The sequence below is a fragment of the Rhizobium sp. WCS2018Hpa-16 genome, from assembly GCF_031843705.1.
Classification (GTDB): domain Bacteria; phylum Pseudomonadota; class Alphaproteobacteria; order Rhizobiales; family Rhizobiaceae; genus Agrobacterium; species Agrobacterium tumefaciens_C.
Genome location: NZ_JAVTIX010000002.1, coordinates 40257 through 54940, shown reverse-complemented (window position 1 = coordinate 54940; position 14684 = coordinate 40257). Strand labels below are relative to the sequence as shown.

Genomic DNA, 14684 nt, shown 5'->3' with positions numbered 1-14684 from the left:
CAGCTAGTTAAAGACGAGGCCAGATGAATGTCATCCGGCTCTCGTTTGAAGGAACGGGAACGGAATGACCGATAACAACGACGACAAGACACTCAACGCACAGCCCAAGAAGACCCTGACACTGAAGCCCAGTGGAGCGTCTCAGGGTACTGTGCGTCAGGATATGGGTCGTGGTCGCACCAACGCGGTTGTGGTGGAAACCCGCAAGCGCCGCCCATTGCGTCCAGAAGACGAGAAGCCCATCACACCTGTAACACCTGCTGCGACTGCTACACCAGCGGCTGCACCGCAGGCGGCAAGACCTGCCGCACCGGCAGTGCCTGCCCCGCGTCAGCAGCCACAGGGCCAGCGCCCTTACCAGTCTGGCAACCAGAACAACAATCAGAACCGTTCTGCGCCATCGCAGCCTTCGCGTCAGCCAGACCGCCCACGTGGTGCCGTTCTGCATGACCTTTCGGCTGGCGAAATGGACGCGCGTCGCCGCGCTCTGGCAGAAGCTCAGGCTCGCGATATCATCGAAGCCAAACAGCGCGCCGAAGATGAGGCACGCCGCAAGGTAGAAGAAGAAGCTCGCGCCATCGCCGAGAAGGAAGAAGCTGCGCGCCGCGCCGCCGAAGAGGCTCTGGCCGCGAAGTCCGCGCCTGCCCCTGCTCCAACGCCGGCTCCGGTCGAAGCAGCGCCCGCTCCTGTTGCCGCCAGGTCTCCTGCTGGCGCCGGTCGTGGCGATACACGTTCACAGACGACGACACGCACAATACCCGCCGCTGTTCCTACGCCCATCGACAATGCCGGTCCTCGCGGCCGTCGTCCCGGTGGTGAGGAAGAAAGTGATGATCGTGGCGCACGTCGCGGCGGCGTGCCGGTTCGCGGCAAGGTAACGGCTCCCGTTCCTGCCAAGCCTGCTGCTCGCCTCAAGACAGAAGAAGAGCGTCGTCGCGGCAAGCTGACGGTTACCTCCAATCTGGAAGAAGACGGTCAGGCTCGCGGTCGTTCGCTGTCTGCCATGCGTCGCCGTCAGGAGAAGTTTCGTCGCGGCCAGATGCAGGAAACGCGCGAAAAGGTGCTGCGCGAAGTCACTCTGCCTGAGACCATCACCATTCAGGAACTTTCTCAGCGTATGTCCGAACGGGCTGTCGATGTGATCAAGTACCTGATGAAGGAAGGCCAGATGATGAAGCCCGGCGACGTCATCGACGCCGATCTGGCTGAAATCATCGCAGTGGACTTCGGCCATACCGTCAAGCGCGTATCGGAATCCGACATTGAAGAAGGTATCTTCAACGTCTCCGACGATGATGGCGGCGAACTGGTTTCGCGTCCTCCTGTTGTTACCATCATGGGTCACGTCGACCACGGCAAGACTTCGCTGCTCGACGCTATCCGTCAGACGAGTGTTGTTTCCGGTGAAGCCGGTGGCATCACCCAGCATATCGGTGCCTATCAGGTCGAGAAGAACGGTCACAAGATCACCTTCATCGACACCCCCGGCCACGCCGCCTTTACGGCCATGCGTGCCCGTGGTGCACAGGCCACCGACATCGCCATTCTGGTGGTCGCAGCCGATGACAGCGTGATGCCGCAGACGATTGAATCGATCAACCATGCCAAGGCAGCGGGTGTTCCGATCATCGTCGCGATCAACAAGATCGACAAGCACGAGGCAAACCCTGAAAAGGTTCGCCAGCAGCTTCTGCAGCACGAAGTCTTCGTGGAATCGATGGGTGGTGAAGTTCTTGACGTGGAAGTCTCCGCCAAGAGCAAGATCAACCTCGACAAGCTTCTCGAAGCCGTCCTGCTCCAGGCTGAAATTCTCGACCTGAAGGCAAACCTCAACCGCACCGCGGAAGGTACGGTCATCGAAGCCGAACTCGACCGTGGCCGTGGTGCCGTGGCAACGATCCTAGTTCAGAAGGGCGTGCTGCGTCCGGGCCAGATCATCGTGGCTGGCGACCAGTGGGGCCGTGTGCGCGCGCTTGTCAACGACAAGGGTGAACACGTCAAGGAAGCTGGTCCTGCCATGCCGGTCGAGGTTCTCGGTCTTTCGGGCACACCATCTGCCGGTGACCGCTTCGCGGTTGTCGAAAACGAAGGTCGCGCTCGTGAAATTTCCGAGTACCGTCAGCGTCTGGCCCGTGACAAGGCCGTTGCCCGTCAGACTGGCCAGCGCGGCTCGCTGGAGCAGATGATGACGCAGTTGCAGGCGACAGGCCGCAAGGACTTCCCGCTGCTCATCAAGGCTGACGTGCAGGGTTCTGTCGAAGCGATCATCGCATCGCTGGACAAGCTTGGAACAGATGAAGTTCGTGCACGCATCATCCATTCGGGCGCCGGTGGTATCACCGAGTCTGACATCTCGCTGGCAGAAGCGTCGAACGCGGCCATCATCGGCTTCAACGTTCGTGCAAATGCTCAGGCCCGTCAGGCTTCCGAGCGCGCTGGCATCGAAATTCGCTACTACAACATCATCTACGATCTGGTGGATGACGTGAAGTCTGCAATGTCGGGCCTTCTGTCTCCGGAACGCCGCGAAACCTTCCTGGGCAACGCCGAAATTCTGGAAGTCTTCAACATCACCAAGGTCGGCAAGGTTGCCGGTTGCCGTGTCGTCGAAGGCAAGGTGGAACGTGGTGCAGGTGTACGTCTGGTGCGCGACAACGTCGTTATCCACGAAGGCAAGCTCAAGACGCTCAAGCGCTTCAAGGACGAAGTCGGCGAAGTGCCGGTTGGTCAGGAGTGTGGCATGGCATTCGAAAACTACGAAGACATCCGCGCTGGCGACACCATCGAGTGCTTCCGCGTAGAGCACATCACCAGAACGCTCTAAGCGTTTTGCCGTACACAAAATAAAACTTGCGGCCGCCGGCTTAGATGTTTCCTGTTCATTGGAAATTTTCTAACCGGCGCTGCTTTGTTTGAGGCTAAGACAAAATGGCAAAAGCATCATCATCCGCGCCCACACAACGCATGCTTCGTGTTGCCGAACAGGTTCGCGCAGCGGTGACACAGATCCTGCAGCGTGGCGAAGTGCGCGACGACCTGATTGAAAAGACCGTGATTTCCATCTCGGAAGTGCGCATGTCGACCGATCTCAAGATCGCGACCGCCTTTGTGACCCCTATCGGTGTTGACGACCACACAGATACGATTGCGGCGCTGAACCGTCACGCCAAGTTTCTGCGTGGCCGCCTCGGCCCGCATATTCGGCAGCTGAAATATGTGCCGGAACTGCGTTTCCGCGACGATACCAGCTTCGACAATTACAAGAAGATCGACGCGCTTTTGCGCTCCCCGGAGGTCCTGCGCGATTTGGGACCTTCAACCGATAAAGACGACGAGCAGAACTGAAGCATGTCCAAACCACGCAAACAGCAGCACCGCAAGCCGAAAGGCCGGGACATTTCCGGCTGGCTTATTCTCGATAAACCCTTCGATTTCGGCTCGACAGAGGCCGTCTCCAAGATCAAATGGCTCTTCAACGCCCAGAAGGCTGGCCACGCTGGCACGCTCGATCCCTTAGCATCCGGCATGCTGCCAATTGCGCTGGGTGATGCGACCAAGACCGTCCCTTATGTTATGGATGGCCGAAAGATCTATGAATTCACCGTCTCCTGGGGCGAAGAGCGCACGACCGACGATATGGAAGGCGAAGTGCTCAACACATCGCCCAACCGGCCGGACGAGCAGGCAATCCGCGATATCCTGCCCAACTATACCGGCACGATCATGCAGATCCCGCCGCAGTTTTCCGCCATCAAGATCGCTGGCGAGCGCGCCTATGATATTGCCCGCGGTGGCGAGGTCGTGGAAATCCCTGCACGTGAAGTCGAGATTCACCGCATCACGCTTCTGGCCTGCCCGGATGCCAATACGGCGCATTTCGAGGTCGAATGCGGCAAGGGCACCTATGTGCGCGCGCTGGCCCGCGATTTTGGCCGCGATCTCGGCTGCTACGGCTTTATTTCTGAGCTTCGCCGCTCCATGGTTGCGCCGTTTGCCGAAGACGCCATGGTGCCGCTGGCCAAGCTGATCGAGTTAGAAGCCATTGAAGACCGTGATGAGCGACTGGCCGCACTGGATGCCTATCTGATCGATACGTCTGAGGCGCTGTCATCCCTGCCCCATCTCATCATCAATGATGATCAGGCACATCGTCTGAAGATGGGCAACGCCATTCTGCTGCGCGGGCGCGATGCCCCTACGGCGGAAATGGAAGCCTATGCCACGGCCCGTGGCAAGCTGATTGCCATTGGCGAGATTGCCGAAGGCGAGTTTCGCCCCAAGCGCGTTTTCGGCTAGGCCCTGCCGCGCCCCATCAGCTCAATGCGTGTCATCCTGAAAGAGGCGGTTTTAATCGCCTCTTTCCTTTATGGTGCAATTGGTTTATAGGCGGGGCAGCTTGGGCAGCGCCCGCGCTATACATGGCCAGTGCTGGACGACATCCCGGCGCTTGGCGTCCCGTTTTTCCTTAAAATAGAAAGGATCGTCCGATGTCGATTACTGCAGAGCGCAAAGCCGCCCTCATCAAGGAATACGCCATCAAGGAAGGTGATACCGGTTCGCCGGAAGTTCAGGTCGCAATTTTGACCGAACGGATCAACAACCTGACAGGCCACTTCAAGGATCACAAGAAGGACAACCACTCGCGTCGTGGCCTTCTGACCCTGGTTTCCAGCCGCCGTTCGCTTCTCGACTACGTCAAGAAGAAGGATGAAGGCCGTTACACCAAGCTGATCACCGCACTCGGCATCCGCCGCTAAAAACTGACACCGGCGGGTTTCGAGAAGAAAATCCCGCCGGTTTTTCTTTAAGGCTGTTCTTCACGGACGCCAAAACGAAGATGGGCCGGATGGGCCGGTGCCGTCTGAAACAAACCGATGACCTGTCATGGGGCAGGATTGCCGGATGCTTATGCAGCGCTTGCTGCGTTGCCGCATGTCTTCAAAGACATGCGCGTTCAAGCCTCCCGCTGTCTTGCCCGTGACGTGTTAAAGCCGCCGCGTTTTCCTTTGCTGTGAGAACCGAGGCTACATTTGAGGACAAGAAATGTTCAATCAACATTCCGTCGAAATCGAGTGGGCAGGCCGCCCGCTTAGACTTGAAACAGGCAAAGTTGCCCGTCAGGCTGATGGTGCGGTTATCGCAACCTACGGCGAGACCATGGTTCTTGCGACCGTTGTTTCTGCAAAGTCTCCTAAGCCCGGTCAGGACTTCTTCCCGCTGACCGTCAACTACCAGGAAAAAACATATGCAGCCGGCAAGATCCCCGGTGGCTATTTCAAGCGCGAAGGTCGTCCTTCTGAAAAGGAAACTCTGGTTTCCCGCCTGATCGACCGCCCGATCCGCCCGCTGTTTCCTGAAGGCTACAAGAACGACACACAGGTTGTCGTCACTGTCATTCAGCACGATCTCGAAAATGACCCGGACGTTCTGTCGATGGTTGCAGCTTCTGCTGCCCTGACATTGTCGGGCGTTCCTTTCATGGGCCCCGTCGGCGGCGCGCGCGTTGGCTACATCAACGGCGAATATGTTCTGAACCCGCATCTCGACGAGATGGACGAGTCGGTTCTGGATCTGGTTGTTGCCGGTACGCAGGACGCCGTCCTGATGGTGGAATCCGAAGCCAAGGAACTCAACGAAGAAATCATGCTCGGCGCTGTGATGTTCGGTCATCGCGGTTTCCAGCCGGTCATCGATGCCATCATCAAGCTGGCTGAAGTTGCTGCCAAGGAACCACGCGAATTCGAACCGGAAGATTTCTCCGCTCTCGAAGCTGAAATGCTGGGCCTTGCCGAAGCTGAACTGCGCGATGCCTACAAGATCACTGAAAAGGCTGCCCGTTACGCAGCTGTTGACGTCGTCAAGGGCAAGGTCAAGGCTCACTTCTTCCCAGAAGGCGAAGAGCCAAAGTACACCAACGAAGTGATCGGCGCTGTCTTCAAGCACCTGCAGGCGAAGATCGTTCGCTGGAACATTCTGGACACCAAGAGCCGCATCGACGGCCGCGACCTGTCCACGGTTCGCCCGATCGTTTCTGAAGTCGGCTTGCTGCCACGCACCCACGGTTCTGCGCTGTTCACACGCGGCGAAACACAGGCCATCGTTGTTGCCACACTCGGCACCGGCGAAGACGAGCAGTATGTCGACAGCCTGACGGGCATGTACAAGGAACGCTTCCTTCTGCATTACAACTTCCCTCCCTACTCGGTTGGTGAAACAGGCCGCATGGGCTCCCCAGGCCGCCGCGAAATCGGTCACGGCAAGCTCGCATGGCGCGCTATCCGCCCGATGCTGCCATCGGTCGAACAGTTCCCTTACACGCTGCGCGTCGTCTCCGAGATCACCGAGTCCAACGGCTCGTCCTCGATGGCAACCGTTTGCGGCACATCGCTCGCGCTGATGGATGCAGGCGTTCCGCTTGCCAAGCCAGTGGCCGGTATTGCCATGGGCCTCATCCTTGAAGGCGAACGCTTCGCCGTTCTGTCCGACATCCTGGGTGATGAAGATCACCTCGGCGATATGGACTTCAAGGTTGCCGGTACAGCTGACGGCATCACCTCGCTGCAGATGGACATCAAGATCGCCGGTATCACCGAAGAGATCATGAAGGTCGCTCTGGAGCAGGCAAAGGGCGGTCGCACGCACATTCTCGGCGAAATGGCCAATGCCATCACCGAAGGACGTTCTCAGCTCGGCGAGTTTGCACCGCGCATCGAAGTCATGAACATTCCGGTCGACAAGATCCGTGAAGTCATCGGCTCCGGCGGCAAGGTCATCCGCGAAATCGTTGAAAAGACAGGCGCCAAGATCAACATTGAAGACGATGGCACCGTCAAGATCGCTTCCTCTTCCGGCAAGGAAATCGAAGCAGCTCGCAAGTGGATCCACTCCATCGTGGCAGAGCCTGAAGTTGGCATGATCTACGAAGGCACGGTCGTGAAGACCGCTGACTTCGGCGCATTCGTTAACTTCTTCGGCGCCCGTGACGGTCTGGTTCACATATCGCAGCTGGCAGCCGATCGCGTTGCCAAGACCTCCGACGTCGTCAAGGAAGGCGACAAGGTCTGGGTCAAGCTGATGGGCTTTGACGAGCGCGGCAAGGTTCGCCTGTCCATGAAGGTTGTCGATCAGGCAACCGGCAAGGAAGCCACTGAAAAGAAGAGCGAAGGCGAAGCTGCCGAGTAAGGCCGCATGCGCTGACCGATATCGAGGCGCGGGGCATCTCCCCGCGCCTTTTTTCTATTTGAACTTAGGACCGACCCCATGAGCCGTGACGCTGTCAAAACCCTGTTCCATCCCTTTGCCGCAGACATGCTGGCGATCCCGAAAGCGGGCGAGCGCGTCCTGTTTCTGGGCGCAGAAGCGGATGCGCCGCGTGTGGAAGGGTTTGAGGCCAGTATCACTGCCGTTCAAAACCTTCGCCCGCTCTACCGCGCACTGCATGCGCAAGGCGTCGAGGTCACTCCTGACATTTCCGGCGAAGATTATGATGTCGCACTTCTGATCGGTGGCAAGCACCGTGGCGAAAACGAAAACCGTCTGGCGCAGGCTCTGACCCGCGTGAAGGCCGGTGGCCTCATCGTCGCAGCCGGTTCCAAGGAAGACGGCATCGTTACGCTTCGCAAGACCTTGTCGAAGCTCGGCATCGAAGCGGAATCCACACCGAAGTATCATGGCGTTGCCATCTGGTTCCGCCGCCCTGAAGATGTGACTTCGGCTGTTGCCAAGCTCCAGCAGGGTGCTGTCACCGTCGATGGTCGCTTCACAGCCATGCCCGGCATGTTCTCGCATGATCGCATCGATGGCGGCTCGGAGCTTCTGGCATCGCGGATGCCAACGGATTTCGATGGCAACGCGGCCGATTTCGGCGCAGGCTGGGGCTATCTCTCCGTCATGCTGGCTGAAAAATCCCCACGCACGGCCCGCATCGATCTCTTCGAAGCCGACTGGAACGCGCTGGAATTTGCCAAGACCAACATGCTGGAAAATTGCCCGCGCCTCACAACGCGCTTCTTCTGGCAGGATCTGGTGGCAGAGCCGCCGAAGGAAAAATACGATCTCATCATCATGAACCCGCCCTTCCATGCCAATGGGCAGGCGTCAGAGCCAGCTCTCGGCCAGGCTATGATCAAGACTGCGGCCACGGCCCTTCGCAGCGGCGGAAAGCTGCTGATGGTTGCCAATCGCGGCATGCCTTACGAGACTGTCCTCTCCACGGAGTTCCGTTCCAGCCAGGAAGTCTGCCGCAATTCACGTTTCAAGGTCCTGAGCGCACAGAAGTAATCAGCTCAAGAGCCACGCCCAGAACGACACGGTCAGCACACCAAACAGGGTGGAAATGCTGATCGTGGAGGCGGCAATGCTGTGGCCAATGCCAAAGCGGTTGGCCAGCAGCCAAGAATTGATGCCAGTTGGCACGCAGGAAGTCAGAACCAGCGCCGCAGTCCATGCGGGGCTCAGGCCCAGCGCATGGGCCATCAGCCACACGCAGGCTGGCATCAGGATCAGCTTGAGAGCGGTCATCGCCACCGCAATGCGCAGATTGCCGCGAATGGGGTATTTCGTCAGCGCCATGCCCAGCGAAATCAACGCCGCAGGCCCTGCCATACCGGCAATCTGATCGATCACCGTCGTCATCACCTCAGGCATGGCAAAGCCGGTCATATTGAAGCTGAGGCCCAGCACAAGCGCGATGACCAGCGGGTTCTGCGCGAGGTTTCGCCCGACCTGCTTGAGCACGGCCAATGCACTGCGCTTTTCGCCACCGGTCACCTTGTGGGTGGCGTTTTCCATGAGAATCGTCCCGGCAATCATCATGATCGGCAGATGCACGACGAGGAGGATGGAGATTGCCACGATGCCATCGCTGCCGATGGAGCGACCGACCAGCGGCAGGCCGATGAAGATATTGTTGGCAAAGGCCGATGAAATCCCGGCAATCACACTGATCCGCAGATCCTGTTTGAAAACGTGGCGCGTTATCAGCTGCCCTGCCGCCCAGGTAATGGCAACGCCGAAGAAATACGTAATCCAGAGTTTGAAGGGTGATGCGCCGTGAAAATCCGCCGTGGCAAGAGTTCGAAAGATCAGTGTGGGAACGGCGATCTTGAACACTAAGTCACTCAGAACATCGCTCGCCTCCGCCTTGAACAGCTTTGCCTTCACCGTCATCCAGCCAATGAGAATGAGAAGAAAGATTGGCGCGACATTGATGGCGACAGCATACATTGCGGAGGTACTTTCGCAGGCCCTTACAGAAGGCTTCCGGTCTAGCGCATCTGTCGTAAGCTAACAACGCCAGCGGTCTGCACAAAAGAAAAAAGCGGGGTCAGCCCCGCTTTCATCCGCTTGCCCCACCAGTACATCCGTGGTGACGCAATACGCATTCCATAACAATTCACTATGACAGACACATGACGCGTGATCTTTTTTGCTTAAGATGATGGCGCGCCGTTTTGGCTTTTCTTGACGGTAAAATTCTTTAAGACCGGATGGTATATAACGCATCCAAAGATCCATCCCGGACAAGAGGCCCATGACAAAATTCGACGTACTGACAGTTGGCAATGCCATTGTGGATATCATTTCCCGCTGTGATGATGGGTTTCTCAATGAGAACGCAATCACCAAGGGCGCGATGAACCTCATCGACGCCGAGCGTGCCGAACTGCTCTATTCCCTCATGGGACCAGCGCTTGAAGCATCCGGCGGCAGCGCCGGGAACACGGCAGCGGGCATTGCCAATTTCGGCGGACGCGCCGCCTATTTCGGCAAGGTGGCCGAAGATCAGCTTGGCGAGATTTTCCAGCACGATATCCGCGCCCAGGGCGTCCACTTCGAAACCAAGCCGCAGGGCACATTCCCGCCCACTGCCCGCTCAATGATCTTCGTGACCGAAGATGGCGAGCGCTCGATGAACACCTATCTCGGCGCCTGCGTCGAACTTGGCCCTGAAGATGTGGAGCCATCCGTCGTTGCGGAATCTCAGGTCACCTATTTCGAGGGTTATCTGTGGGATCCGCCACGCGCCAAGGATGCAATCCGTGATTGCGCCCGTATTGCCCACGAAAATGGCCGCGAAGTGTCCATGACACTCTCTGACAGTTTCTGCGTTGGCCGTTACCGCGAGGAATTTCTGGAGCTGATGCGCTCCGGCACCGTCGATATCGTCTTCGCCAACAAGCAGGAAGCGCTCTCGCTCTATGAAACGGACGATTTCGAGCTGGCGCTGACCAAGATCGCTGCCGATTGCAAGATCGCGGCTGTGACCATGAGCGAAGAAGGCGCCACCATTGTTCGCGGCAGCGAGCGCGTGAAGGTTGAGGCCTATCCTGTCTTCGACGTGGTGGACACGACGGGTGCAGGCGATCTTTTTGCTTCGGGCTTTCTTTATGGTTACACGCAGGGCCGTTCGCTGGAAGATAGTGGCAAGCTTGGATGCCTCGCGGCCGCAGCCGTCATCCAGCAGATCGGCCCGCGCCCCATGTCTTCATTGAAGGCGCTGGCAGAAAAGCACGGCCTTATCTAAAGGCAGTTAAAGGAGAGCCTTCAGCTACTTGAAGGCTTCTCCTGGGTAAGCGCCCCATATTTCCCCCTGAGACACCCAGCCGGTCACCTGACCGGCCTGCGCCTTGCACCAGTCGCCATTGCATTCGCCAATGCTGATCTGGACGCCGGGCTCCAGCTTGGCAACCACAGGCGCGCCCGACTGTGACTCGCGGCGCATGTTCACATAGACATCCTTGCCTTTGCCACGCATCCACGGTGCTGCAAGGGCCGTTCTCTCGCCAGAGAGCAGCGCCTGGTTGACCCAGCCTTCCGTGCCGTCGGCATCGCGAATGCGCCTCCAGTTCTCATATTCCTGAATGATTTCCACAGGCATGCCGGACTTCATATACATCCACGATACCGCGTAATCGGTGCTGGGGCCGATGCGCATGTTGACGCGTCTTGATTTGAGGCTGACGAAGCGTGGCAGGGGCAGACCGCTCGCACCCTTGGCGGCACCTTGTGCCAAAACGGGCGCGCTTGCAGCGTCGAGAAAACCCAGCGACAATGCAATGCAGACAGTAAAGACAACGCTACGCATGCCGGTTTCCGTTTCCTAGCAGTTCAATAATCAAGCAGACGAACGAGACGACCATTATGAAAGTCGACACCAGCAACATGCGAGATTTGTTTGTCTTCGCCGGTGGGTCTGGTAGAAACGCCCGTGACAAACGAAATTATCGCTCTTTTTGGTTAACGACCTCTGAACAAGGTACCTGCTGACAATGACGAATAAGAAGAGACCGAGCGTCTATTTGACACGCAAGTTGCCGGATCTGGTCGAAACCCGCATGCGTGAGCTGTTCGATGCGGAATTGAACATCGAAGACGCGCCCCGCAGCATGGCAGAGCTGATTGCCGCCATGCAGAAGGTGGACGTGCTGGTGCCGACCGTCACGGATCGCATCACCGCCGAGATGATCGAGCAGGCCGGTCCTCAACTGAAACTGATCGCCGGATTTTCAAACGGCATAGACCATATCGATGTGGACGCAGCGGCCCGCAAGGGCATCACCGTCACGAACACACCCAATGTTCTGACCGAAGACAGCGCCGATATGACCATGGCTCTGGTTCTGGCCGTACCGCGCCGGCTGGTGGAGGGGACACGCGTTCTTGCCAATGGCTCGGATGAATGGCGCGGCTGGTCGCCCACATGGATGCTGGGGCGTCGCCTCTCGGGCAAGCGCATCGGCATTGTCGGCATGGGCCGCATCGGCACCGCCGTCGCCCGCCGCGCCAAGGCGTTTGGCCTGTCGATCCATTATCACAACCGCAAGCGCGTCAACCCTGCTACTGAAGCGGAGCTGGAAGCAACCTATTGGGACAGCCTCGACCAGATGCTGGCGCGGGTCGATATCGTCTCGGTCAATTGCCCGTCAACGCCTGCGACCTATCATCTGATTTCCGCCCGGCATCTGGCGCTGATGCAGCCCACGAGCTACATCGTCAACACAGCGCGTGGCGATATTATCGACGAGCCAGCTTTGATCCGGTGCCTGATGGAGGGCAAGATTGCCGGTGCGGGGCTCGATGTTTTTGAAAACGAACCGGTCGTGAACCCCAAGCTCATCAAGCTCGCCAAAGAGGGCAAGGTCGTGCTGTTGCCGCATATGAGCTCTGCCACCATCGAAGGCCGCATCGACATGGGTGACAAGGTCATCATCAACATCCGCGCCTTCTATGATGGCCACCGCCCACCAAACCGCGTTTTGCCGGGACGAAGCTAAACGGTTTCAGTCAAGACCTTCATCATCTCGATGGAGGTCACTCTGGTGTAGCCGGGATGGGAGTTTTCTGCCGTGCGCACAAAGCCCCAGGCAGCGAAGCGGCGATGGTTTTGCGTCAGCTCGATGCGGGTTTCCAGCCGCAGCGCCGGAAGCTGAAGATCACGGGCAACCTCCTCAGCTTGTCCCAGCAGTGCCGCGCCCACGCCTTTGCCCTGCGACGAGGGTGAAACGGCAAGCTTGCCGACATAGAGGCTTGTCGCTTCCGGCTTGCAGAATATGCAGCCCTGCAAATCTTCCCCATCCAGCGCGATGAAGGCGATTTCGTCTCGGGTTTTCTGCACCAGATTATCCAACGTCAGCCGATGGGCCGAAGAAGGCGGATCGATCACCCCATCCATATAGGCAAAGGAGGAGAGGATCAGTGCCAGCAGATCCTCATGGCGTGAAAAACTGTCATCGATCCTGATAATCTCGATCATGCTTTGCTTGCCCTGCGTTTGTATCGCATCGTATCGAACCGCGCTGAAAGCGAATCATAGAGCAGCAACCGGCCAATCAACGGCTCGCCGGTTCCTGTGATCATCTTGATGGCCTCCATCGCCATGATGGTGCCAATCACGCCGGTCAGGGCCCCAATCACACCCACTTCTGCGCAGGACGGAACGACGCCCTGCGGCGGCGGCATTGGGAAGAGATCACGGTAGCGCGGAAACAAGATGCCGTCGGCACCGGCTTCATAGGGTTTCAGAACCGTCACCGAACCATCGAAACGCCCGACAGCACCTGTGACCAGAGGAATTTCTGCGGTTTCTGCCGCATCCGCTGCCGCATAGCGCGTATCGAAATTGTCGGAGCCATCAATGACCAGATCGAAGCTTTTCAGATGGTCATGCGCCCAGACGAGCGAAAAGCGTTCCTCGAAACTGAGGGTTCGGACATGCGGGTTCAGCCGCGCTATGGATTGGCGGGCGCTTTCTGTCTTCAGGTCTCCCAGCGTGCCGGTGTCGTGGATGACCTGACGCTGGAGGTTGGACAGAGACACCACATCGTCATCGATGATGCCGAGCGTTCCCACGCCCGCAGCCGCCAGATAATAGAGCACAGGCGCGCCAAGACCGCCCGCGCCGATGACAAGCACTTTTGCCGCTTTCAGGCGCTGCTGGCCGACGCCGCCGATTTCCGGCAGTAGGATATGGCGCTTGTAACGTTCGATTTCATCTGGTGTCAGGGGGTCCAAAGTGTCGTCTCCCGGCAATCTCAACAGGGTGCAAGACCTATCACCCGATGCGCCCATGGGAAACATCGAAAAACTGTGCCCGGTCGCCAAGCCCTGCAAACATGGCCGCATCGGTGCCGGTCATGAAGCTTTGCCCGCCCAGCGCGTGAATAAGATCAAACAGCGCGGTGCGCCGTCCCTCATCCAGATGCGCGGCAATTTCATCCAGCAGCAGCACCGGCGCATGGCCGGTCATGTTGGCGGTGAGTTGCGCATGGGCGAGAACAAGACCAACGAGAAGCGCCTTCTGCTCGCCTGTCGAGCAGCGTCCCGCATCCATATCTTTTTCCGCATGGCGCACGAACAGATCGGCCCGGTGCGGCCCTTCCAGCGTACGTCCGGCGCTAGCATCGCGGTAACGATTGTCCTTCAGAGCCGCCAGATACTCATCTTCCAGATCAACCGCCGGACGGTGAAATTGTCCATCCATGAAGCCTGACAGCGTCAGCGATGCAGTCGGGAAATTCGTGTCATCGCTGCGGCTGTCGATCAACGCCTTCAGCAGCCCCAGCATCTCGTGGCGGGCCACGGCCATGGAAATGCCCAGCTCCGCCATCTGTTTTTCGATGCCCTCCAGCCAGACCGGATCAAACCGGCCATCCGACAGAAGCCGGTTGCGGCCGCGCATGGCTTTTTCAAAATCGCTGGCCCTTCGGCCATGGCCGGGGTCTAGCGACAGCACCAGCCGGTCTAAAAAGCGGCGGCGGTCGGATGAGGAGCCGGTAAACAGCCCATCCATGGAGGGTGTGAGCCACAGCACGCGCAGATGGTCGGTCAACTCGTCAACGGATCTGACTGATGTCCCGTTCAAACGCAGGCGGCGCGCCAGCGCCTCCCCTTCGCCTTCCAGCCCGGTGCCAATGGCCACCTCGCCATCCATTCCGCTCACCTCGGCAAAAATGGAAAAGCCTGGGCTCTGCGCGCCCACCCGCGTGACATCGGAAAGGGTGGCACGGCGCAATCCACGGCCCGGCGACAGAAAGGAGATGGCTTCCAGAAGATTGGTCTTGCCCGAGCCATTGTCGCCCGTCAGCACCACATGCCGGTCATCAAGGCGCAGCGAGACCTCCGCGTAATTGCGAAACTCGGTCAGTGTCAGCCGGGAGAGGAAAACCTTGGCAGTCATGCCGCAT

13 protein-coding genes are annotated in these 14684 nt (G+C 58.4%); 8 read left to right on the top strand and 5 right to left on the bottom strand.

Going from position 1 to position 14684, the window contains the following annotated elements; translation table 11 throughout:
* Positions 1–64 precede the first annotated feature (64 nt).
* From infB to RQI55_RS06365, 6 genes are all read left to right on the top strand, one after another.
* Positions 65–2824, top strand: coding sequence for a translation initiation factor IF-2 (infB, locus tag RQI55_RS06390; RefSeq protein WP_311272421.1), 2760 nt, complete (start codon positions 65–67; stop codon positions 2822–2824).
* 104 nt (positions 2825–2928) lie between these two features.
* The gene (gene rbfA, locus RQI55_RS06385) at positions 2929–3345 is read left to right on the top strand and encodes a 30S ribosome-binding factor RbfA (protein ID WP_042616157.1); all 417 of its coding nucleotides are present in this window, start codon (positions 2929–2931) and stop codon (positions 3343–3345) included.
* 3 nt (positions 3346–3348) lie between these two features.
* Positions 3349–4296, top strand: coding sequence for a tRNA pseudouridine(55) synthase TruB (gene truB / locus RQI55_RS06380; RefSeq protein ID WP_243256898.1), 948 nt, complete (start codon positions 3349–3351; stop codon positions 4294–4296).
* A 191-nt stretch (positions 4297–4487) separates the two neighbouring features.
* A complete protein-coding gene (gene rpsO / locus RQI55_RS06375; RefSeq protein WP_042616155.1) occupies positions 4488–4757 on the top strand; it encodes a 30S ribosomal protein S15 in 270 nt (89 codons plus the stop codon).
* A 286-nt stretch (positions 4758–5043) separates the two neighbouring features.
* Positions 5044–7182, top strand: coding sequence for a polyribonucleotide nucleotidyltransferase (gene pnp / locus RQI55_RS06370; RefSeq protein ID WP_042616154.1), 2139 nt, complete (start codon positions 5044–5046; stop codon positions 7180–7182).
* A gap of 78 nt (positions 7183–7260) precedes the next feature.
* Positions 7261–8280 (top strand): class I SAM-dependent methyltransferase, encoded by a 1020-nt coding sequence (locus tag RQI55_RS06365; protein WP_243256899.1) that lies wholly within the window; start codon positions 7261–7263, stop codon positions 8278–8280.
* On the opposite strand, the gene RQI55_RS06360 is transcribed toward RQI55_RS06365, so the two are convergent.
* Entirely contained in the window at positions 8281–9225 is a 945-nt protein-coding gene (locus tag RQI55_RS06360; RefSeq protein WP_243256900.1) for an AEC family transporter, read from the bottom strand.
* Positions 9226–9532: 307 nt separating this feature from the next.
* Between RQI55_RS06360 and RQI55_RS06355 the strand changes: the two genes are divergently transcribed.
* Positions 9533–10525, top strand: coding sequence for an adenosine kinase (locus tag RQI55_RS06355; RefSeq protein ID WP_042616151.1), 993 nt, complete (start codon positions 9533–9535; stop codon positions 10523–10525).
* 24 nt (positions 10526–10549) lie between these two features.
* Here the strand turns inward: RQI55_RS06355 and RQI55_RS06350 are convergent, their stop codons facing one another.
* A complete protein-coding gene (locus RQI55_RS06350) occupies positions 10550–11086 on the bottom strand; it encodes an SH3 domain-containing protein (protein ID WP_042616150.1) in 537 nt (178 codons plus the stop codon).
* A 184-nt stretch (positions 11087–11270) separates the two neighbouring features.
* On the opposite strand from RQI55_RS06350, the gene RQI55_RS06345 reads away from it, so the two are divergent.
* Complete coding sequence (locus tag RQI55_RS06345) at positions 11271–12275, top strand: D-glycerate dehydrogenase (RefSeq protein WP_243256901.1); 1005 nt, start codon at positions 11271–11273, stop codon at positions 12273–12275.
* Here the strand turns inward: RQI55_RS06345 and RQI55_RS06340 are convergent.
* The 3 genes from RQI55_RS06340 to recF are packed head-to-tail and all read right to left on the bottom strand — an operon-like array spanning position 12272 to position 14677.
* Complete coding sequence (locus tag RQI55_RS06340) at positions 12272–12754, bottom strand: GNAT family N-acetyltransferase (RefSeq protein ID WP_192063124.1); 483 nt, start codon at positions 12752–12754, stop codon at positions 12272–12274. The genes RQI55_RS06345 and RQI55_RS06340 overlap by 4 nt on opposite strands.
* A complete protein-coding gene (locus tag RQI55_RS06335; RefSeq protein ID WP_243256902.1) occupies positions 12751–13512 on the bottom strand; it encodes a molybdopterin-synthase adenylyltransferase MoeB in 762 nt (253 codons plus the stop codon). Before RQI55_RS06335 ends, RQI55_RS06340 begins: the two co-directional genes overlap by 4 nt.
* A 40-nt stretch (positions 13513–13552) precedes the next feature.
* Complete coding sequence (recF, locus tag RQI55_RS06330) at positions 13553–14677, bottom strand: DNA replication/repair protein RecF (protein ID WP_243256903.1); 1125 nt, start codon at positions 14675–14677, stop codon at positions 13553–13555.
* Between the last annotated feature and the right edge of the window lie 7 nt (positions 14678–14684).